The sequence below is a fragment of the Achromobacter sp. 77 genome (assembly GCF_020541125.1).
Taxonomy (GTDB): domain Bacteria; phylum Pseudomonadota; class Gammaproteobacteria; order Burkholderiales; family Burkholderiaceae_B; genus Achromobacter; species Achromobacter mucicolens.
Genome location: NZ_CP059848.1, coordinates 3,598,950 through 3,620,952 on the forward strand (window position 1 = coordinate 3,598,950; position 22,003 = coordinate 3,620,952).

Below are 22,003 nucleotides of genomic sequence, written 5' to 3' on the forward strand. Positions count from 1 at the left end.
CAACCGCAGCATCCTCCACAACACTATCAATCAGAACACCCCACCATTAGCCCTACGTGTTCCCCATCATATTTCGATAAATTTGGCGTTAAATATATCCGAAGAGGGCTTTAACTTCGGTAAATTAGGGAGGTTCATTCACTTCTTCGGATCAAAACGCGGCGTGCCTTTTCGGGCAGACTGCCGGGTTTCTAATTCCAACAATTCAAACAATTTCTTCAAGCTGCCGGGCATCCCCCACACCTTAACCGAAATGCCATGAACGGAGAGCCGCAATAACGGCGAACCAATCTGGTATGGATGCACTTTTATATATTTAAACTCAAACTCATTTAGTGTAAAAAAACACCACACAAGTCGGTCATCATATACAGTCAATCTTGTAAGGATCTCTGTGGAATAAAGCACCCCTTTCCTGCACACAGTCGTAACGCGGACACTCAGGCGTTCAGACCGCCCTTTTTCCACCTTTCTCCTGCGACCAGGCACAAACCACAAAATCGAAAGCGCCAGAACCAATAGCCCGAAACCTATCAAAATTGCATATTCTTGACCGACCTCGAAACGATATGCCTTCACTTTTCTCCTCCGCCAGATCTATAGGTCGGATCAACCGTAACATTTATCGGTAGCACTTTTCCCACACCAACTCCCACCCCCACTCCATTCACATATCTAGAGGGCACGTACCATGACTTTTCGTCCCATGCCATGGGGTTACTTGGCGTCACCTGCATGGAAAATGCCCCTGCACCAAAATTGAATACAATCGGGCCGGAGTACTGAGGGTCCCCATAAATTCCCGCGCTAAGCCCAATATCAAAAACACCACCCACCATATAGTCTGGCTTCAAGTCAAAAGATCCTTTGTTCCAGGATGCGGCGTATCCTGCACCCACTCCAGGAGAAGCCGGCAAGTGAAACGCTCCCTGAAATATGAAATTTGGATTATTTCTATAGTCCGAGCGTGGAATTCCGGCCGAGAAATCTCCCGTGTTCCATCCTGGAGAGAATGACCCAAGTGAATCATACTTTTGGGGAAACACAACCAGCTGACCCGGGGGCGGAGCTGACCAACTATATGGAGATGAATCATTTCCGGTGTTAGCCAAGATCAACTGTCGCAAAGTATCATTTGGATTTGACATGGCGCCCGAGCTCTGTACAAGCCAATATCTGCCGCCCCCGTCTCCCTGGAGTGACATCCCAGTACTGTCAAACAAATTTGCTGATGACGTCGTGTGATCCAGAGGTACTACCATTCCACTACTTGCAGACTCTCCGTATGACGAATTGTTAGCTGCACGCAATGCGGATTCAATTTGATCCGCGGAGATATCCGACCCATCAGCATTTGTTGTTCCTTTCATTCTCGCATCTGCTGCAACCCGTTGTGCCAAGCTTTTCTCTTCAGGATGAAGTTGCCGATTAAACATATCCGCGACGGCCGCTCCGCCCGCCCCGCTACGCCCACCGACGGCGGCGCCGGCAGCGCTTGCGATGACATTCAATAGCACGTTTGTGACCTGATCCTTCATCGCCCCCGACAAACCAGCGACGGCGAGTTCAACTTGTTCGCGCATCAAGCTGGTGGCTATATCGCCTGCAACCGTCCCTGCCACTGCTCCTGCAACATTCCCGCCCCCCAACGCGGCGCCAATTCCTGCAACCGCGGCATGGAGCGCAATCGCGCCAGGTTTTCCCTCCCCCCAAAGATCCGGGTCATCCTTCTTCAGATCCTTCAGCACATCCCCCGCAATCTGCATCCCCAACTGACCAAAAACCTGCTGAAATTCAAGTTGCTCTCGCACCTTGTCCTTGTCGAAGATCTGCCCGATGCTGCCATTCGCGCCCGCGGTGTCTCGGCTCAGACCCGCCGTGCTATCGCGGCCCGTCTCCTTATCTGAACGAACGTCAATCGTGCCGGGCGCAACGGCGGCGTAGGTGGTGCCCGAATCGCTGCCGCCCGTTTGGCCAAAGCTCAACCCCGACGGACCGAATCCATTGGCACCGCCTTTGTTTGCGATGTCGAAAGCGCCGGACATTCCCAGGTTCACGCCAGCCGTCGTGGACTTGTATGTCGCCTTGTTCTTAACATTGGTAACGCCGACCGTCTCGGTGGACAGCTTGTTCTTGGCTGCCTCCGCATCGCTGGCGATTACCGCCCCGTCCAGTTGCGTGTGCTTGCCCACGTAGATATCAAAGCCGCCGCTGCCCGCGTACAGGCCTGACTGCTCGATAACGCTGTCGTAGTTGGACTTGGTCTTGCCGATACTGGCGCCAATGTATGCGCTACCCGTCATCGAGCCGAAGCTGAAGCTGCCCCCCGCATTGACCTGGCTTTGCTTGGCGTTGTAGCGGTCTGTGTCCTGCTGGCTTACTATCGTCAGGTTGCGGCCAATGTCCGCGCGGATGCTGTCTGCGCGGGCTTGGGCACCCATCAGGGTGGTGTCCCGACCTGAGATCAGGGTCAAATTGTCGCGAGCGCTGATCTGCGACTCCTGGTACGTCGTGCCGTTGCCGTTGGCGTTACCCTTTCCGGCGTAGCCGCTGGCGAAGATGTTGATACCGCCGCCGCTGCCGCTGTCCGACACGCCGATGCCAATGCCGACCTTCCAGCCGCTGTTTTTGTTGGTTGAGGTTTCTGTCGAAGTTTGCGCTTGGCTAAGAAGGTGCAGGTCGTTAGTCGCCGCCAGCAGAACGTTCTTGCCGGTGACATCGCTTCCTATGATCGACAGATTGCCGGAACCAGCGACACCCTTCTCTCCCAACGCGACGATAGAGACATTGCCGCCGGACATGATGGACGACCCAAATGCGGTTTCCTGGCTGCGTTTCGTCTCGCTGACGGATTTGCTGGAGCCCACGCTGATTTGGATCTGCGCGCTTGCGGCTTCCTTCTGCGCGGTGGTGGCCTCCGCGCCCTTCGCAGCGTCCATCATCCTGTCGGCCTGTACTGCCTGGTACGCTGCCTGCCCAACCTTGACCGCAGCAAGACGCCCACTCTTGGCTTCTCCAGCCTGTTGGAGCGTGCCATGGATTTGTTGGGCCGCACCCAGCATGCCGCCCGCCACGCCGATAGTGATTCCCGATTGCTTGAACTCGTGATACTCGTGCTGGCGAGCTTCGCCCACGCCTGCAACGATGGCCACGTTCCTGCCGGCGATTGAGATATCGCCATCCTGCGCCAGCACGCTGCTGGCGAACACACCGACGTCGCGTCCCGCATCGATGGTCACGTTGCCGCCGACGCTTCCTACGGTACTCGCGGAGAAACCGCCGCTCTCTCCCTTCATCCAATCGGTCCTGGCTTGCTTGCTGTAGCCAATGTTGAAGCCACCGCCACCGCCAAGGCCCGATTTCGTGACCTTTTCGTATTGATAGTCCTTGTATGACTCCGCGGCTGCGGCGATCGTGATGTCCCGATTTGCCGCGAGCAATACGTCGTTATCTCCGACGACGTTGGACCCTTGGACGGTCAGGTCCCGGCCGGCCATCAACGCAACCGTGTCACCCATGAAGTTGGAGGCCTGAGCGAGCTCAAATTCACTGGCCGTTTTGGTATGCGTCGTCTTCGACGACATGAACCCTTTGGTCTTGTAGTGGGTCTCGTCGTACGCCGAGCCGGTCTGCACGCCCGCCATCAGGTTGATATCTCGTCCGGCACCCACGGCCAGCTGTTCGCCCGCCGTCACGTCCGCTGCACGCGCATTGACGTCCTGCCCGGCAATCAGCGTAAGGTTGCCATCCGCCGCAATGGACGAACCGACTTCCGAGCTGGTGCTCAGGTCGTGACGGTTCTTCTTGTTGCGGACCAGCGATTCACCGTGGCTTTCCTGCAGTGTGGCCAGGTTGATGTCGCGACCCGCCTGCAGGCGCGCGTCTTCCGTGGCGGTGACTTGCGAAGCCGTCAGGTTGATGTCGCGGCCGGCTTGCATGCTGAGGTTGCCGGCGTCGACGCGGGACACGCCCGAGATGTACGAACCCCAGGTGGCGCCGTTGTTCTCCGAGGCGGAGGTGGACGTAAGCGCGATGTCGCGGCCTGCGGACAGGGCGACGTTGTCGCCCTTGATGAGCGAGACAAGGTTGATCAGGTCTTCGCGCGCGGCGAGGTCGACGATGGCGCCCTGGATCAGGCCGCCGGCCTGGTTGACGATGTTGGCGGCGGTCATGACAGTGGCGTCGCGCGCGCCGATGGTGCCGCTGTTGGTGATGTCGCCGTCGGCGGCGAGTTTGACGTCGCGACCGGCCATGAGCGTGCCGTCGCCCTTCAGGTCGCCTTCGCGCACTAGCAGGTAGACCTGCGGGACCAGCACAGTCTCGGTGGTGCCGTCGGGCAGCGTGATGGTCTGCTCGACCAGCCAGACCAGGTCGGTGGTGAGCTGGCGCTGCTGGGCGTCGGTGAGCGCGGCCCCGAGTTTGATGCCGTTGTTCAGGGCGAATTGCGCGCCGTTGGCGAGCAGTTGCTTGTACTGGCTGTCGTTGTCGCCAAAGCCGTCCAGGAAGCGCTGGCCGGTGGTGGCCAGGATTTGGTCGGAGACGAGTTTCTGTTCGTAGAAGCCGTCGCCCAGGCGACGGGGTTCGCCGGACGGCGTGAGGAATTTTGCGTCGGCGGGAATCAGGGCGTTAAGACCTCCGGGGGTGTTGCCCAAGCCCGTCTTGATGGCGCCGGATGCGCCCGCGTTGCCGACGGGAGCGCCGGGCTGTTGCAGGAGGCCGAACAGGTAGTCGCTGGAAACGGACTCGTGGTTGCCGATGAAGCGCGGGTCGGTGGCGACGACATAAGGGGCATCAGGTGTGCCGTTGACGGCGAAGAGCTGGCTGTCGGGAATCGTGGCCGGGTTGGAGACGGTGCGCACGACGTTGCCGCCGGGCAGACCAAGGCTGGCAACCAGTACGGGACCGGTTGCGGAGGCGCCGTTGGCGCCAGGCGCCGCGCCGCTGAGTGAGACCGACAGGTTGCCGCCGGAGGTACCGACGGGCAGCTCGATGGGTTCGGCGGCGAGGGTGCGGTTGTAGTCCTCAATGTGTTCCTTGCGCTTTCTGCCGCTCGGCTGGGACAAGATGGCGCGGCCAACGCGCGTCACCACGCGCTCGCCTCCCGCTCCAATATTGTTGATGGCCGGCCCGCTTACCGACAGCGTGCCGCCAGCCGCGATCTGGCTCTTATCGTTCGTGACGGTCCCGACGAGCGTCATGGCGCCGCCAGACAGAATCTTTCCAGGATCCGATGAGATGGTGCGGGTTTCGGTGACGGTTTCCTGGACGTCGTAGATCGTGAGGGTGTACCTCATGCGATTCTGGAAATCCAGATTGAACGCCGCTATGCGCGCATCCAGCTCATCGAACGGCACCTTGTAAGCGTAATGCGCTTCTTCGTAGGCCTGCCGGCGCACTTTTTCCGCCGCATGGCAAGCGCCGTCGTTCGCGCGGCATGGAGGATCTCGCGGTACCCACTGCGGCTCCGGGCCGACCGGCGGCGTCACACCGAAGACGGCCCAGACTCGCTCATCGGTACCGTACGGGTGCGTAACCGGCGGGTACACCCAGTTGTCCCCAAACCGAGTTTCGGGCGTACAAACTTCGATGTCATTCGTGATTGAACAAAGAATTCTGCGCGGGACCTCCACCCGTGCGATGGGACCCTCATCATCCGTAATGCCCGTGTACCAAGGCGCGTAATCGAAGGGAGGACCATATCGAGAGGCGGGATAGTTGTCGGACGGAAGCAAGAACCCGTGCTGGGAGTCGTTTTCAAGAAGGTCGATGCCCTTTTCGCACCTTGGGCGGTCTTTGACGCAGAACCAGTTGGATTCCATGTCGTACATTTCGGTGGAGCCGGCCGGCGTCACGTACACCTTCGGCACGGTCAACACCGGCACAACTTCGCTGGCGTAGTTCGTATTGATGTTCTGCAGCGACACCGCGGAAATCACCGCGTTGCCCGCAGCCTCAATCGTCGCCGACGCATTGACGAGCGACGCAGCCTGCCCGATCGCCTTGCGATTCGCGTCCAGCGCGCTCCCGATGCGCATATCCCCGGCCGCGTAGATCAGCCCATGTTCGCGATTCACGAGCGAACCCACGCCGATATCCAGATCGCCGCGGGACGCAATGACCGCGCCGCCGCCGGGCCCTGCTCCATTGACGATTTCTCCCGCTCGGATGGCGAGGGTGTTGCCGTAGATGCGGCCGAAGTTTTCGACGCGGCCTGCGTTGATGTGGGTCGCGCCGCCGTCGATGAGGCCCGAGTTCGTGAGGCCGTTGGTGACGTTGATGGTGTTGTTGCGTCCGGCCAGCAGCTCGCCGCTGGCCTGGTTGTTGAGCGCGTTGGCCGTGATGGTCAGGTCACGGCCGGCGCTGACGGTGGCGCTGTTGTCCATGTTGCCGCCGACCGACATCGTCAGGTCGCGGCCGGCGGCGAGGTCGCCGGTCTGGTTTAGCGATCCGGTGTACGTGAAGGACAGGTCCTGAGCGGATTGCAGCAGGCCCAGGCCTTGCAGCGCCTGGATCGTAACCGCGAGGCGTTCGCCGGCCAGCAACTTGCCCTGGTGGTTCTTCAGCATTGCGGCCTTGATGGTCGCGTAGCGCTCAGCGGCGATGTTGCCGCCGGTGTTGTCCAGCTCGCCGGTATCCAGCGTCAGGTCCTGGCCCGCGCTGATGGCGCCGGACTGGTTGTTGATGCCGCCAGCGACGATGGTGGCCGTTTTGGCCAGCACGCCTTTGGGCGGCGATCCGGATGCGGTCAGCGTGGCGCGGTTGTCCAGGCTGGCGGCGTTCAGGGTCAGGGTGTCGTCGGCCTGAATCAGGCCGCCCTGGTTGTCGACGGCGCCGGTCGCAACCAAGGTGAGATTCGCGCCCGCCAGCGTGCCACCGGCATTGCCGATACGCGAGGCATCGATGCGTGCGTCGTTCGCGGCGGCGATCAGGCCTGCAGTGTTATCCAGTTCGCCGCTCAATTTGACGACGGCCTCGCCGGCAGACGTGATCTTGCCGTCTTGATTGCGCAAGTTGGCGGCGGCGATGTCGACGCTGCCGCCGTGCAGGACGGCGTTGCGCGTGGTGATGTCGCCAGAGGTCGTGAGCCCGAGCTTGCCGACGGCTGAGACGTTGCCGCCGGACATATCCATACCGCCTGCGGCCAGGGTCATGTCCTTGCCGGCCGCGCTGATGCCTGGATGCGTGATGAACGCAGCGGTCAAGTTGACGCTGCCGGGCAGGCTGAGCGTGCCGTGCTCGCCGACACCAGCGATGAAGCGGCCGCTGTTGTTGAGCGCGCTTTCTGCCGTGGCGGTGACGTCGCCACCCGCGAGCACCGAGCCCGTGTTGGTCAGGCCGGTGTCTGACACCAGGGAAGCGGCTCCTGCCGCAGACACAATGCCTGCGTTCTTCAAGAGGCTGCCGGACTGGAGGTCGATGTCCGCGGCGGATTGGATGCGGCCGTCGGCCGTGGTTGAGAGCGCGCCCTGGGCAACGATGGTGACGTTGCCGGCCTGAGTGGCCGCGACGCCGCCCAGCGTGGCGTCGCCGCCCGCGCGCAGCGTCATGCCTTGTCCGGCGGCAGCCGAACCCATGACGTTCAGCGCGCCGCCCGCGGTGGCGGTCAGCGCTGCGCCCGCTTGCAGGCTGGACGCCGAACCCGTGTCGAGATTGCCGTGTTGCGTCTCCAGCGTCAGGTCGCCTTCCAACGCGGCCACGGTGCCGTTGAGGGTCATGCCGCTGCCCGCGCTGAGGGTTTGGGTGATGCCAGCGAGCATGCTGCCGGCGGCAAGCAATGTGCTTTGTGCAGTGGACGTGAGCGTGCCGGCGGCTTGCGCCAGGCCTGCCGCACCGACCGCGACGTTGCGGCCGGTCAGGGTCAGGTTCGCATCGCTGGCGGCGGTGCCGTCCACGCGCGCATCGCGCGCAGCCGACAGCATCATGTCGCCCACGGACGCCAACGCTCCGGCGGCGCTGACGTCGCGTTGGGCTTGCGCCGTGAGGGTGCCCGCGGCCTGCAGCTGCGCGCCCTGCCTGGCGATCACATCGCGGCCGGTAACCAGCAAATTGCCCGCGCCCGCCTCGCCCAGCGCGGCCGCCGTGCCGCCCAGGCGTGCATCGCCGGACGCCGCGAGCGTCAGGCCTCCGCCCGCGACGATGACGCCGTCGGACTCCAGGTCCGCGCCCGATTGCGCGGTGAGGTTCTGCGCGGCCTGCATGCGGCCGGTGGCGCCGACGCGCAATTGCCCGCCCGCGTCGGCGGTCAGGTTGCCGGCAAGCGCCGCCACGGTGCCGTCGACGCCCAGATTACGCTGTGCCGTCAGGCTCGCGGGCGTGCCCGCCGTGACGAGGCCGGTCACAAAGAGATCCCGGGCAGCCTGGGCTTGCAGCAGGCCTGCCTGACCCGCGGCAGGCTCCGCGGTGCCTGCGGTGCCGGCGACGCGCAGATCCTGGCCTGCGCCTAGGAAAAGTTTGGCGTTGCCTTGCGCCAGCCCGCTCTGGCCCACCGTCAGGTCCGTGCCCGCTTCGGCGCGCAGGGTGCCGTTGGCGACCGTCTTGCCGTTCAGTTCGGCGCGGGAATCTGCGGAAAGATAAATGTCAGCTTCACCGGAGACCGCGCCATTTGCGAGCAGGTTGCCGCCAGCCTGAGCAGTCAATTGCTGGGCGGCCTGCAGGGTGCTGGCCGACCCGAGCGTCATGTCGCCGCCGCTGGCGGCTTGAAGCGTGCCAGCGTCAGCCAGTAGCGTGCCGTCCACTTGCAGACTGCCTTGCGTAGTGATCTGCGCGGATTGACCCGCGATGAGGGCGCCCGCCAGCGACGCGTCGCCTGCCATGGCCGTCACCGAGCCGTCCGCTTGCTGGCGTGAGGCGGAAGATGTCGCGAGAGTTTCGCCCGCCTGCACCTGCAGATCGCCAGTCGCGAGCGTTGCGCCATCAAGCGTCATGTCGCGCGCCGCCTGCATCGACAGGTCTTTCAGCGACGTGACCTTGCCCAGGCTTTGCAGGCTGCCGCCAGCCGTCAGACCAACGGGACCGGCCGCCGCCAACTGTGCATTCGCGCCGAGAGCGACGTCGCCGTCGGTCAAGACGGTCATGCTGCCGGACGCGGCCGTGATCGTGCCGTCGACCGCCAGCGTCTGGCCCGCCGTCAGCGCAGTGTTGCCGTTGGCGCGGAGCGTGCCAGCCAGCGTCATGCCGGCGCCCGCCTTGGCGGCAATCTCGCCTTCGGCGTCCCATTGCGCGGGTGCGTCCATGCGCAGATCGCGCGCCGCGTCGATGCCGATGCGGCCGGTGGCGGACCCCTTGCCCGTCACCCGTGCGTCGCGCCCGGCCATCAGCGACAAGTCGCCGCGCGCGCCGACAAGTCCGCCCAGGTTCAGGTCCGCGCTCGCACGTATCTGGGCGGGTCCCCCTGATTGAATCTGAGCGGTCGCCCCCGTCGTCAGGTCGCCGCCAGCCTGCGCATGCAACGCGCCAGCTGCGGTGACTTGGCCAGGCAGCACCATGTCGCGGCCCGCCTTGAGCGCTACCGCGCCTGCTGCGGTGACCAGACCGCTGGAATTCGTGCCGACTTGCGCCGCGCCGGTGGCGGTGCCCGCCGCGCCGCCGTTGCCCGCGTTCGAACCGCCCGCCGCCGACCCGGAGCCGGACCCCGACCCGGAACTCGAACCGGAACTCGAACCACCGGAGCCCGCGTTCCCCGTGCCTGCGCCACCGCCCGGCGGCGTCCCTCCCGGCGCGATGTCGCCGCCGATCCGCACATTCCGCGCGGATTCAACCCGCACGTCTTGCCCGCCCATCAGCAGCGAGCCGCCCAACGACAGATCCTGCCCGGCCGCGACACGGAGCGCTCCCTGCGTCTGCACCGCGGCCTGCGCGGCGACGCTTACGTTGCCTGCCGCGTTCACATCGATCGAACCGCCCGCGCCCACCGCCCCCGAAATCGCGGCATTGCGGCCGGCGGCCAGCGCCACGTTGCCCGCGGCTTGCGCGGCGCCGTCCACCGCCACGTCGCGTCCCGATGCCAGCCGCAGATCCCGCGCCGCCTGCACGGCGGCGCTGGGCGCGATACGAACGTCGCCCGATGCGCTGACTTCCAGGTCGCCGGTCAAGGCAACCAGGTTGCCGCCCACGTTCACACCGACGCCCGCCTCGGTGCCGATCAGCCGGATGCTGTTGGCGTACATGCCGCCCAGCGCCGCGGTGTCCAGCGCCACGACGGGCGCCGGGCCCTCGCCTGGGCCAGCGGTCGCGTTGCCGGTGGCGTAGTCCACGCGCGCCGCACCCGCCGTGACGTTGAGCCGGTCGGCCCAGACGCCGGCGTTGATTTCCAGCGTCCGCGCGATGAGGTCGACCTGGCTGGCGGCGGTGCCGTTCAGCCCCTGGCCCTCGACGCGCAGCTTGCCGCCAGCCACTTCCAGCGCGATGTTGCCGTCAGGCCCCACCTGCGGACGGCCCGTGGTCAGCGTGGCGCGATCGGCGTTCAGAAAGCCGCAACCGTTGCAGGTGATGCCTGCCGGATTGGCGACGATGACGTTGGCGCGGTTGCCCGCGACTTCAAGCGTGCCCATCAGTTGCGACGGGTTGGGCGCGGTGACCTGGTTCAGGATGGTGGTGGCGCGCTGGTTGCCCAACATGACATTGCCGGCCACCTGGCCGGCCAGTTGCGTCTGGCTGGCGCCGCCGCTGTTGTTCAGCACCACGCCGGACGGTCCCACGTTGAACTGCGTGTAGCGGTTGTTGGACACGCCGCCCGCCGACGGCGGCGCGATGTTGACGACCGGCACGCCGTTGGTGACGCCCACAATCGGCTTTTGCCCGGCCACGTTCTTGTCGACGGAGATCGGCAGCGTCTGCGCCAGCACGGGCGTCCAGACCTGCGTGAAGACGATGGACCAGACAATCAACGAACGGAGCTTGGACATCATGCGCACCTGACGGGGAACAGCGGATTTAGAACTCGAGCATTACGGCCATCGCGAAGACGGTGGACGCGGTTTTGAGTGATTCGGGTTTCTTGAGCGGCCAGCCGGCCGAGAGGTCGTAGCTGGCGCTGACATGGGGAATGGACAGACGGCCGCGCAGGCCTGCGACCGCGCCGACCAGCGTCCGCCCGGACAGGTACTCGGCGGACGGGCCGCCCACCCGCCCGACGTCCAAGCCGGTATAGAGCTGCTGGCCGGCAAGGCCGGTCAGTTCGTCCAGGTTGAACGACAGATCGTTGCGCAACGTCCAGCCGTCTTCGGCGGCGAGCGTCATCTGGCCATCGAAGCCGCGCACGGCGTAGCGGTTGCCGATCGTGAAGTAGTCAGCCGGCACAATGGCCGTCTTGGCGTGCTGGATCTGCCAGTTGGCCTGATAGGCAAGCGTTTGCCCGGCAACCTGGAACGGCAGATAAGCGCCCGCGTTCGCGGTAAGAATCGTGCTGCGCCCGTTCCAGTCCGGGTCGCCGTAGATGTAGCCGGGCTCGTCCGAGAACTGAGGCAGCGTGCCGCGCACGCCGCCGCCGATGTCCAGCACGGCCCGGCCGACGTAATGGCGATGCCCGTAGCCGATCTCGTAGCCCGTGACGTCGCGGCGCTGGACGTCGATGGCAACGTCGTTCAGGGTGCTGTCGGTGCGCTTGCGCAGCACGGTGAGTGACAGGTTGCCCTTGTAGGACGTGCCCCGATACGGCACGACCGATACGCCTGCCTGGATCTGTTTGGTGGTGCCGCCGTAGACGATGGGTTCTTCGAAGCCGGCGACCGTCTGGCGGTATGTGGATTTGCTGGCACCCGCGAAGACGGTCCAGTAGCCGAACGGCACGTTGTAGTTGATGGAAGCGGCGCGCGTGTGGGAGTCGGCGTCGCGCCAGTGCGCATTGCTGTTCCACGAGACCGACAGTTGATCGTAAAGGAACAGCGGGGAATCCAGGGTCAGGCCGGCATTGAGTTGATACTTGCCCACCGTATCCATGCCGCCGTTGTCGCCACCCAGGTAGCCATGCCAGCGCTTGCCGGTGCCTGGCTTGATGAGAATGTCCGAGTCGCCCAGTTCGGGACCGGGCGCGATATCGATGGCGGCGTCGGCCTGGCTGCCCAGCCGCCGGATGTTCTCAAGCGCCTGGTCCAGATCACGCTGATTCAGTTCGCCGCCCGGGCCGGTCGGCAACGCCGTGCGCCACCAACCGATGCCGTCCTGGCTTTGGACGGCGGAAATTCGGCCTGGCAGATAACGCAGCGTCAGCGACCCGTCTGCAAGCGACTGCTCGGGCACGACGACACGCGCGGTGACCAGGCCGTCGTCGATCAGCAAGCCGATCAGGTGTTCTTGAAGCGCCCGCAACCCGCCGCCGCCCACGCATTCGCCCAGCACGATGGCCGTGGCGCGCGCCAGGAGATCCGGCGGTTCGGCCCCCTCCCAGATCACTTCCCGCAAGACGAAGCACGGGGTTTCGGGGGGAAGGGTCAACCCGCCCGGCTGGACCGCGGAGGGCGCTGACAGCACGTCGGGACGCTCTGCCGCCCGCGCGCGTTGAGCGTCGATTTCCTGCTCCTGCCGGCGCTGGATTTCAGTGGTGCGCTGTGCGGCCTCAGGGGCGGGTTGCGCCCACGCCGAACTGATGCCCGCTCCAGCGCAAAGCGCCGCCCAAATCAACCATGCTCCGTGAAAGTGCTGCGATCCGCTCATACGTCTGGACGCCTTCGGCCAACCGCCGTGCGTCGTCTCCTGTTGATCGATTGGGGCTGAATTTTGCCGTGCAATACCGTTTATTACAATATATATCTATTGTTTCTTTATTTAATTCTTCGCCTTTACCCCGTTTTGTCGGGCGTATCGCACTGATTGCCGTCTTTTATTGATATTTCTTAAAGACGGAACTCGGGTCCGTAACAAATCGACTTCGAACCGGCGCGCCGACATCTACATCAGCCGCCTTTGTAAAACGCTGGCGAAACGGCAGAAATCAGAGAACTCTGAAATATCGGGCCGGGTTAACCCGAATGCCCGCATATCTACGAATCGTCAATAATTCGCCAACGTTTTGTCGTTGATCCGTCCCTTTGCCTGCCTTGCCCATGTCTGTATCCGTTCGGGACGCCATCGTTTCGTCTTCCCACCTTGCGTCTTCCGCGCCTGAGCTGTCCGAGGTCGAATTCGGCCTGATCATTGCGTCGCATGCGTTCAACCGCTGGATGGTGCGCTGCATGGCGTGTGCGGGGCTGCCCGAACTGACGTCGCTGGATATCCTGGTGCTCAACCACGTATTCCATCGGGGCCGGGGCAAGAAACTGGCCGACATCTGCTTCACGCTCAATGTCGAAGACACCCACCTGGTGAATTACTCGCTCAAGAAGCTAGAGCGCCTGGGCGTTGTCCAAAGCGCCAAGACGGGCAAGGAAGTGATCTACACCACCACCGACGCCGGCGCGGCCGCCATCCAGCGCTACGCCGAAGTGCGCGAGCAGTGCCTCGTCAAACCGTTCATCGACTCCCCCGCCGCCGACAACGCCAGTCATCAACTGGCCAATACCTTGCGTGCCCTTTCGGGCCTGTACGACCAGGCCGCCCGCGCGGCCACCTCGCTGTGAGAACCACGTTGTCTAGCATTCCTGTTTCCGCCCCTGCCCCGCTGCTGTCCGTGCGCGGCGTATCGGTCGATTTCAATACCGACACCGGCGGGTTTCGCGCCGTCGACAACCTGGATTTCGACGTGCGGCCCGGCCGCACGCTGGCGATCGTGGGCGAGTCCGGTTCGGGCAAGTCAGTGACGTCGATGGCGATCATGCGCCTGACTGACTACAGCGGCGGCCGCATTTCGACCGGCCAGATCCTGTTCCGTGGCAGCGATGATCGCGAGGTCGACCTGACCCAAGCCAGCGACGAACAGATGCGCGCGATTCGCGGCAACGACATCGCAATGATCTTCCAGGAGCCGATGACGTCGCTCAATCCCGTGTTCACCATCGGCGACCAGATCGTCGAAGCGATCATGCTGCACCAGCAGCTGTCGCGTTCGGCGGCGCGCCAGTCGGCGCGCAAGCTGCTGGAAAAGGTGCGCCTGCCCGATGCCGAACAGCTGCTGGACCGCTATCCGCATCAGTTGTCGGGCGGCATGCGCCAGCGCGTGATGATCGCGATGGCGCTGTCGTGCCAGCCGCGCCTGTTGATCGCCGACGAGCCGACGACGGCGCTTGACGTCACGATCCAGGCGCAGATTCTGAACACCATCCGCGAACTGCAGCGCGACCTGGGCACCGCGGTGATCTTCATTACCCACGACATGGGCGTGGTGGCCGAGATGGCGGACGACGTGGTCGTCATGCTGCGCGGCAAGAAGGTCGAGCAAGGCACGGTGCAGGAAATCTTCAACGCGCCCAAGCAACCTTACACGCGCGCGCTGCTGGCCGCCGTGCCGCGCCTGGGCAGTCTGACAGGCCGCGACCTGCCGCTGCGCACGCCGCAGACCGTGCTGGAAGGCGACACGCTGCGCGAGGTGGGCGAGACCCGCGAACAGGACACCGCACGCTACGACGAACCGGTGCTACGCGTGGACAAGCTGACCACGCGCTTTGACGTGGGCCACAACCTGTTCGGCCGCGTCACGCACCGGGTGCATGCGGTCGAGCAGGTCAGTTTTGACGTCTATCCCGGCGAGACGCTGGCGCTGGTGGGCGAATCGGGCAGCGGCAAGTCCACCATTGGCAAGACCTTGCAGCAGCTGGTGGCGCCCACGTCCGGCGCGGTGCGCTACAACGGGCAGGACATTTTCTCGATGGACAGCGCGGGACGCCAGCGCCTGCGCCAGGAGATCCAGTACATCTTCCAGGATCCGTATGCGTCGCTGGACCCGCGCAAGACCGTGGCCTTCAGCATCGCCGAGCCGATCCGCACGCATAGCCTGCTGAGCGGCGAAGACGCCATCGCGCGGCGCGTGGGCGAGCTGCTGGAACAGGTGGGCCTGAAGCCCGAGCACGCCACGCGTTATCCGCACGAGTTCTCGGGCGGCCAGCGCCAGCGGGTGTGCATCGCGCGCGCGCTGGCCAGCAATCCCAAACTGATCATCGCGGACGAGTCCGTGTCGGCGTTGGACGTGTCGATTCAGGCGCAGATCCTGAACCTGCTGATGGATCTGCAAAAGGATCGCGGACTGTCGTACCTGTTCATCACGCACGACATGGCGGTGGTGGAAAAGGTGAGCCACCGCGTCGCGGTGCTGTACCTGGGCCAGATCGTCGAACTGGGCACGCGCCGCCAGATCTTCGAATCGCCCCAGCACGCCTACACGCGCAAGCTGCTTGCGGCGGTGCCGGTGGCCGAGCCCGGCCGCCACATCGACACTTCCTTGATCGAGGGCGAGATCCCCAGCCCGGTGCGCCGCGTGGGCGATGAGCCCGCGATCGTTCCTCTCTTCGAGTTTGCGCCCGGCCATCAGGTCGCCCGCGCCGCCTGAAACCCCTTTTATCCGTCGGTCCGACCCGATTTCCCGTCCCTGGAGGCGACCATGCAATTCCTTCGCACCACCCTCTCCGCCACCGCGCTGACGCTGGCCCTTGCCGCCGCGCTGCCCGTGTCGACGGCGCACGCCGCCGGCACGCTCAATGTGGCCATCAACCAGGATCCGGGAAGCTGGGATCCGATCGACACGTTCGTGACGTTCTGGGGTTCGGTCGGCAGCAACCTGTACGACGGCCTGACCATGCGCGGCGCCGACCTGAAGCTGCAGCCGGGCCTTGCCACCAGCTGGGAATACCTGGACGACAACAAGCGGCTGCGCTTCAAGCTGCGCGAAGGCGTCAAGTTCCATAACGGCGAGCCTTTCAATGCCGAGGCCGTCAAGTTCACGTTCGACCGTCTGCTGGGCGCGGAAGGCGCCAAGGGCCCGCAGAAGTCGAACTACGACTCGATCGGCGAGGTCAAGGTGGTGGACCCGTACACGGTCGACTTCATCCTGAAGCAGCCGGACCCCGTGCTGTTGACGAAGCTGGCGGGCTACGGCGCGATGATCGTGCCGCCCAAGTACATCACCGAAAAGGGCGAGGACAACTTCAATACGCATCCGGTCGGCACCGGTCCGTTCAAGTTCGACAGCTACCAGCCCAAGGTCAACGTGACGCTGGCGCGTAACGACGAATACTGGGGCGGCAAGCCCAAGCTGGACAAGGTGGTGTATCGCTTCATCGGCGAACCCGGCACGCAGGTCGCCGAATTGCAGGCCGGCCGCATCGACATCGCCACGCTGATCCCGCTGGGCCTGATCGAAACGGTGAAGAAGTCGGGCAACGCCGACGTGATCTCCACGGGCGGCCCGGTGGCCTTCGCGCTGCGCTACAACACCAAGAACGGCATCACGCAGCACCGCGACGTGCGCCGTGCGCTGATCATGGCGGTCGATCGCGACGCCATCGTCAAGCAGCTCCTGCTGGGCCAGGCCAAGACCATCGCCAGCTTCCAGGGGCCGCAGTCGTTCGGCTACAACCCCGAGCAAAAGCCCCTGCCCTTCAATCCTGCCGAAGCCAAGAAGCTGCTGGCGGCCGCCGGCGTGAAGCCGGGCGCCACGGTGCAGATCGACGTGCGCGGCAGCGACTCTAACTTCCGCGAAGTGGCGCAGGCCGTGTCCGGCTACCTGCAAGGCGTGGGCGTGCGCGCCACCATCAAGCCGTATGAAACCGGCGTGCTGCTCAACGACATCATTCCCGGCGGCAAGACCGGCGAGATGTGGCAGAACCAGTGGGGCGGCTGGACGTACGACTACGACAACACGGCGTACCTGATGTACCACTCGGGTCAGAAGTGGAATCCGTACGACAACGATCCCAAGCTGAACGCGATGCTGGAAGCGCAGCGCACGGTCTACGACGTGAAAAAGCGCGAAGCGATGCTGCACGAGATCGCCGCGTACGTGGCCGACCAGGCGCTGGAACTGCCGCTGTACAGCCTGAACACGATCGTGGGCGTGAACAAGCGCGTGAAGAACCTGGAAGTCCCGGGCGACATCCGCTTCCGTTTCCTGGATACGGCCGTAGAGTAAGTCCCCCCCGAGCGCTTCGCGCCTCCCCCAGGGGCATGCCTGCGGACCGGCAGAGCCGGATCCGCGGCATCCCGCTTGGGGTGTGCCTCGTTGAGGCATCGGTGCGAATCGATGCTGCGTTAACACCCTTTTCCCGCCACGGCGCAAGCCGGTGCGGTGCCTTATGACCGGATTTCTCATCAAACGCGTGTTGCAGGCGGTCTTTGTGATCGTGGCCGTGACGCTGCTTGTCTCTTATGCCGTGCGCCTGACCGGCGACCCTGCGCTGATGCTCAGCCAAGGGTCCGGCAGCGTGACCGAACAGGATCTGGCCAACATCCGGCAGGCGCTCGGATTGAACCGGCCGTTCCACGAGCAGTACCTGTCGTACATGCAAGGCCTGCTGCACGGCGATTTCGGGCGCAGCTTCATGGGCGGCACCTCTGTCGCCAAGCTGATCGGCGACGCCCTGCCGGCCACGCTGATGCTGGCCTTCACGTCGCTCATCGTGTCCATCCTGATTTCGCTGCCGCTGGGCATCCAGGCGGCCATCAAGCGCGGCAAGCCCACGGATCAGGCCATCCGCATCCTGTCGCTGGTGGGGTTGTCGTTTCCCAACTTCTGGCTGGCGCTGATGCTGGTGCTGCTGCTGTCGATCACTTTCCCGCTGCTGCCGCCATCCGGCTGGAGCGGTCCGGCCAGCCTGGTGCTGCCGTCGCTGACGATGGCGATCATCCTCAGCGCCACCAATATCCGCCTGGTGCGCACGACGATGCTGGAAACGCTGTCCGCGCAATACATCATGGTGGCGCGCAGCAAGGGGCTGAAAGAGCGTGTCGTGCTGTACAAGCACGCGCTGCGCAATTGCGCCATTCCGCTGATCACATATCTGGGCCTGCAGTTCGGCGGCCTGATCGGCGGCATCGTGGTGATCGAGATGGTCTTCAACTGGCCCGGGCTGGGCACGCTGGCATTCGACGCCATTTCCGGCCGCGACTATCCGGTGCTACAAGGCACGGTCACCGTGCTGGCCACCGTCATCGTCCTGGTCAACCTGATCGTCGACATCGCCTACGGCATCGTCGATCCCCGTATCCGCACGCGTTGAGCATCATGCAGACAACCACTTCCCCCGCCGCCCCGAAGGCCATGAAGCCGCGCAGCCGCTATCGCTCGCTGGAATTCGTGCTGGGCGCGCTTCTGACCGGCGTCATGGTCCTGCTGGTGCTGGCGTCCGGCTGGCTGTTTCCGGACGGCGGCGAATCCATGGACCTGGCCGCGCGCCTGATGGCGCCCTTCGCGTCGGCCGCCCACCCGTTCGGCACGGACCCGCTGGGCCGCGACGTGCTGGCGCGCGTGATCGTCGGCGGCAAGATCTCGTTGCTGGTGGGCTTTGCCTCGGTGCTGGGCGGCGCGCTGCTGGGCATCATCATGGGTCTCATTGCCGGCTACTACCGCGGCTTCTGGGACATGATCGTCATGCGCTTTGCCGACGTGCAACTGGCGCTGCCCTTCATCCTGGTCGCCATCACCTTCATCGCCATCCTGGGCGGCGGCCTGTTCAACGTCATCTTTTTCATGATCGTGTCGCAATGGGTGCAGTACGCTCGTCTGGTGCGTGCGCAGGTGCTGGCGCTGCGCGAGCGTGAATTCGTGCTGGCTGCGCGCGCCTTCGGCGTGCGCGACCTGGCCATGATCCGCCACCACATCGTGCCCAACCTGCTGGGTCCGCTGGTGATCCTGATGACCCTGAACGTGGCCAACAACATCCTGCTGGAAAGCAGCCTGACCTTCCTGGGTCTGGGCGTCGATCCCATGATCCCGAGCTGGGGCGGTATGCTTGCCGATGGCCGCACGTACATGCAGACGGCCTGGTGGGTCAGCGTCTTTCCTGGCCTGGCCATCATGCTGACGGTGCTGGGCCTGAACCTGCTGGGCGACTGGCTGCGCGACCGCCTGGATCCGACCGGCAAGGTCTGATGAATCGATCCGCACCCTGGGCGCGGAAGGAATATTGAGTATGTCGTTGCTGGACAAGAGTTTCGATCGCACGCTGGACGCCTGGACGCACGCCTACATGGCGCCGGGCTGGCGCGGCGCGGTCGTGGAAGGCTGGTTGTTCGAGAGCGCCCAAGCCCGCCGCGCCGCGCAAGACCGGCTGCAACAGGCCGGCGTGACGGCGCGATTTCGCAGCGCCTACAAGCCGCTGCTGCACTATTTCCTTGAAGAGGTCGAGCACGACGGGCTGGTCTCGGCCGAGATCCGCTACCCCTTGCACGAGCACGCGCAGGCCAAGCGCTTCACGCTCGAAGCCTACCCCCTCGTCGCGCTGCTGAAGGACGTCCGCGTGACGATGCTGCCCGGCGCAAACGACCTGCACTACGACGTCACCCTGGGCTATGCCGACGGCCGCACGCTCGACGCCCGCGTCTTCGCGCCCAATCAGCTGGGGCACGCGCCGGACGGCACGCCAGAGCTGTCGCCCACCGGCTGGCTGCGGGTGCGCGACGCGAGCGGCGCGGTGCAAACCGATGCCGCGCAGGCCACCGAATACCAATTGCTCTTTCGCAGCATCATGGACACGGTGCGCACCCACACCTGGGGCGCGCACGAGCCGTATTTCGACCGGCTGGAGATCCGCGTCGACCTGCCCGGCATCGACTTCGCGCTGCCGGTCGACGAGGAAATCGTCAGCACCTTCGAGGCGCTGCACGAAGACATCTATTTCTCGCTGCTCGAGCACTTCCAGCAGCACTCCGGCCGCCCTTCCGGCGACCGGGGCCTGCAACCCGGCCAGATCATTCCCGACATCCGCCGCCACGATGGCGCGCCGCGCGTGCAGATCTCGGTGGAACCTTTCGCACCCGTCGCGCCCGTGACGCCGGCGGCGCCTGCCGGTCCGCTGGCGCAGGTGCGCGAGCCGCTGTCGCCCGCGCAGATCGCCGGGTGCATGGCGGCCTTTGGCGGCGACACCTTCCAGGCCGTGTCCCGGCAGGGCCGTCCGGTGCTGGGCACCTATGTGCGCGGCCCGGGTCCAGCCGTCTTCATTTCGGGCGCGCAGCACGCCAACGAAACCTCCGGCGTGGTGGGCGCCCTGCGCGCCGCGCAGACGCTGGCCGCGCGCGGCGATGCGCATTTTGCGCTGATCGCCTCGGAAAATCCCGATGGCTACGCGCTGTTCAACCGGCTGCGCGAGCAGCATCCGCGCCACATGCTGCACGCCTCGCGCTACAGCGCGCTGGGCGACGATATCGCCTACCGCGAGCGCGCGCCGTTCTTCGAACGCGAAGGCCGCCATCAGGCGCATGCGATCAGCGGCGCGCAGCTGCACATCAACCTGCACGGCTATCCCGCGCACGAATGGACGCGCCCGCTGTCGGGGTACCTGCCGCGTCACTTTGAGCTGTGGACCATCCCCAAGGGGTTCTTCCTGGTGCTGCGCCATCATCCGGGCTGGGGCGAGCGCGCCCGGCATCTGATCGAAGGCGTCACCGCGCGGCTTGCCCGCAACGTGCCAGGGCTGGTGGAATTCAACGCGCGGCAACTGGAACTCTTTCACGCACACGCGCTGGAAAAGGGATTCGACGTGCTCAACGGCATTCCCGTGCAGGTCACGGAAACCGATCGTGAAGAATTGCCAATGGCGCTCATCTCGGAGTTTCCGGATGAAACGGTCTACGGAGACCGATTCGTTTTCGCGCATACTGTGCAGATGGAAACCGTCCTGGCGGCCACCGATCTGTATCGCGCGGGACTATAGACGCCTGGATCCCGCCGCTTGAACCCGCAATAACAAAATGAACATCCGAGAACGCAACCACGGCGACGATCTGGCCCTGGTGGACATCTGGCTCCGTTCGGTGCGCGCCACCCACACTTTCCTGACGGAAAAGGAAATCCAGGCCATGTACCCGAAGGTGCTGAACACGTACCTGCCGTCGGTAAGGGTCTGGGTCTGTGAGGACGATGCCGGCGAAGTCGCCGGCTTCATGGGCCTGACCGGCAACAAGGTCGAAATGCTGTTCGTGGATGCCAACAAGCGCGGCAAGGGGGCCGGCCGCCGGCTCCTTAACTTTGCACGCTCGCTGCATGGCACGCTACTGGTCGACGTGAACGAGCAGAATCCGCAGGCGCACGGCTTCTACAAGCACTACGGATTTCAAGACGTGGGACGCTCGGCCCACGACGACGCCGGCCGCCCTTTTCCCATCATTCACATGAAGCTGGCCGGATAAGGCAACGCGTTCAGGCGCCGCCCGCTTCGTGCCGGGCGCGCCACGCTTTCAAGGCCTCGCGATAGCGGTCCATGGCTTCGTCATAGAGGTCATAGACGCAAGGAATGCAACCGCTGTTGCAGCATTCGCCGGGCTCGGGGCGTTCAGGCGGAACGGGCGGCGGATCGTCGTCCGGGGATTTCTTCTTGCTCATGGCGCCATGTTAGCGCCGCGCGTCATGCGCCGGCACGGCGCGGGCGTTCACACGCCTTCGCGCTTGCGCCAATCCGCGCGGCGGATTTCGTAGCAGACCTTGGGCTCCGGCGCATCGCCCGTCATGCCGACGTAACGCAGCCCCGTCTTTTCCATGACGCGCTGCGACGCCAGGTTTGAGCGCAGCGCCACGGCGCCCAGCACGTCCACCGGCAGCAGGCGAAACCCCAGCCCGATCAACGCGCGGGAAATCTCCGCTGCAAAGCCCTTGCCCCAACAGTCAGGATGCAGCGCATAGGCAAGCTCCACGCCGGCCCGGCCGGGCGACGCCGTCGCCTTCAGCCCGGCACGGCCAGCGGGCAGGCCCGTCTCGCGGTCCTGCAGCACATACATGCCGTAGCCGTGCTCGGTCCAGTGGACGATGTTCTGCGCCACGTAGCTTCGGCTGGCCGCCGCGTCGCGCGTTCCGCCCATCGATTGCATCAGATCGGCATTGGCGTGCATCTCGATCATGAACGGCAGATGCGCCTGCGACATGCGGCGCGCGTAAAGACGCAGGGTCTGGAAATCGTCGGGAAATTCGGTGGACGGCATGGCAGGCTCG

At 64.5% G+C, this 22,003-nt stretch carries 12 protein-coding genes; 7 read left to right on the plus strand and 5 right to left on the minus strand.

Annotation, left to right across the window (positions count from 1 at the left end):
- Positions 1–138: 138 nt before the first annotated feature.
- Genes H4P35_RS16620 through H4P35_RS16630 form a run of 3 tightly spaced genes read right to left on the minus strand, consistent with a single transcriptional unit; the run spans position 139 to position 12,651 of the window.
- Positions 139–579, minus strand: coding sequence for a hypothetical protein (locus H4P35_RS16620; protein WP_226846272.1), 441 nt, complete (start codon positions 577–579; stop codon positions 139–141).
- Positions 576–10,907 (minus strand): hemagglutinin repeat-containing protein, encoded by a 10,332-nt coding sequence (locus H4P35_RS16625; protein WP_226846273.1) that lies wholly within the window; start codon positions 10,905–10,907, stop codon positions 576–578. The genes H4P35_RS16620 and H4P35_RS16625 overlap by 4 nt, the downstream gene beginning before the upstream one ends.
- Positions 10,908–10,932: 25 nt before the next feature.
- A complete protein-coding gene (locus H4P35_RS16630; protein ID WP_226846274.1) occupies positions 10,933–12,651 on the minus strand; it encodes a ShlB/FhaC/HecB family hemolysin secretion/activation protein in 1,719 nt (572 codons plus the stop codon).
- Between the two features lie 389 nt (positions 12,652–13,040).
- Between H4P35_RS16630 and H4P35_RS16635 the strand changes: the two genes are divergently transcribed.
- The 7 genes from H4P35_RS16635 to H4P35_RS16665 all read left to right on the plus strand — a co-directional run bounded on the left by H4P35_RS16635 (position 13,041) and on the right by H4P35_RS16665 (position 21,207).
- Positions 13,041–13,553, plus strand: coding sequence for a winged helix DNA-binding protein (locus tag H4P35_RS16635; protein WP_056324071.1), 513 nt, complete (start codon positions 13,041–13,043; stop codon positions 13,551–13,553).
- Positions 13,554–13,561: 8 nt separating this feature from the next.
- The gene (locus H4P35_RS16640; RefSeq protein WP_226846275.1) at positions 13,562–15,415 is read left to right on the plus strand and encodes a dipeptide ABC transporter ATP-binding protein; all 1,854 of its coding nucleotides are present in this window, start codon (positions 13,562–13,564) and stop codon (positions 15,413–15,415) included.
- 51 nt (positions 15,416–15,466) lie between these two features.
- Positions 15,467–16,993 (plus strand): ABC transporter substrate-binding protein, encoded by a 1,527-nt coding sequence (locus H4P35_RS16645; RefSeq protein WP_226846276.1) that lies wholly within the window; start codon positions 15,467–15,469, stop codon positions 16,991–16,993.
- Between the two features lie 163 nt (positions 16,994–17,156).
- A complete protein-coding gene (locus tag H4P35_RS16650; protein WP_056324064.1) occupies positions 17,157–18,080 on the plus strand; it encodes an ABC transporter permease in 924 nt (307 codons plus the stop codon).
- A gap of 5 nt (positions 18,081–18,085) precedes the next feature.
- On the plus strand, positions 18,086–18,952 hold the full coding sequence (locus H4P35_RS16655) for an ABC transporter permease (protein ID WP_142054549.1): 867 nt from the start codon (positions 18,086–18,088) through the stop codon (positions 18,950–18,952).
- A 40-nt stretch (positions 18,953–18,992) separates the two neighbouring features.
- Entirely contained in the window at positions 18,993–20,732 is a 1,740-nt protein-coding gene (locus H4P35_RS16660; RefSeq protein ID WP_226846277.1) for a peptidase M14, read from the plus strand.
- Between the two features lie 37 nt (positions 20,733–20,769).
- Positions 20,770–21,207, plus strand: coding sequence for an acetyltransferase (locus H4P35_RS16665; protein ID WP_056324056.1), 438 nt, complete (start codon positions 20,770–20,772; stop codon positions 21,205–21,207).
- Between the two features lie 10 nt (positions 21,208–21,217).
- On the opposite strand, the gene H4P35_RS16670 is transcribed toward H4P35_RS16665, so the two are convergent.
- Together H4P35_RS16670 and H4P35_RS16675 are read right to left on the minus strand one after the other, a co-directional pair.
- Positions 21,218–21,400 (minus strand): oxidoreductase-like domain-containing protein, encoded by a 183-nt coding sequence (locus H4P35_RS16670; protein WP_056324053.1) that lies wholly within the window; start codon positions 21,398–21,400, stop codon positions 21,218–21,220.
- A 47-nt stretch (positions 21,401–21,447) separates the two neighbouring features.
- Entirely contained in the window at positions 21,448–21,993 is a 546-nt protein-coding gene (locus tag H4P35_RS16675) for a GNAT family N-acetyltransferase (RefSeq protein ID WP_226846278.1), read from the minus strand.
- Positions 21,994–22,003 lie beyond the last annotated feature (10 nt).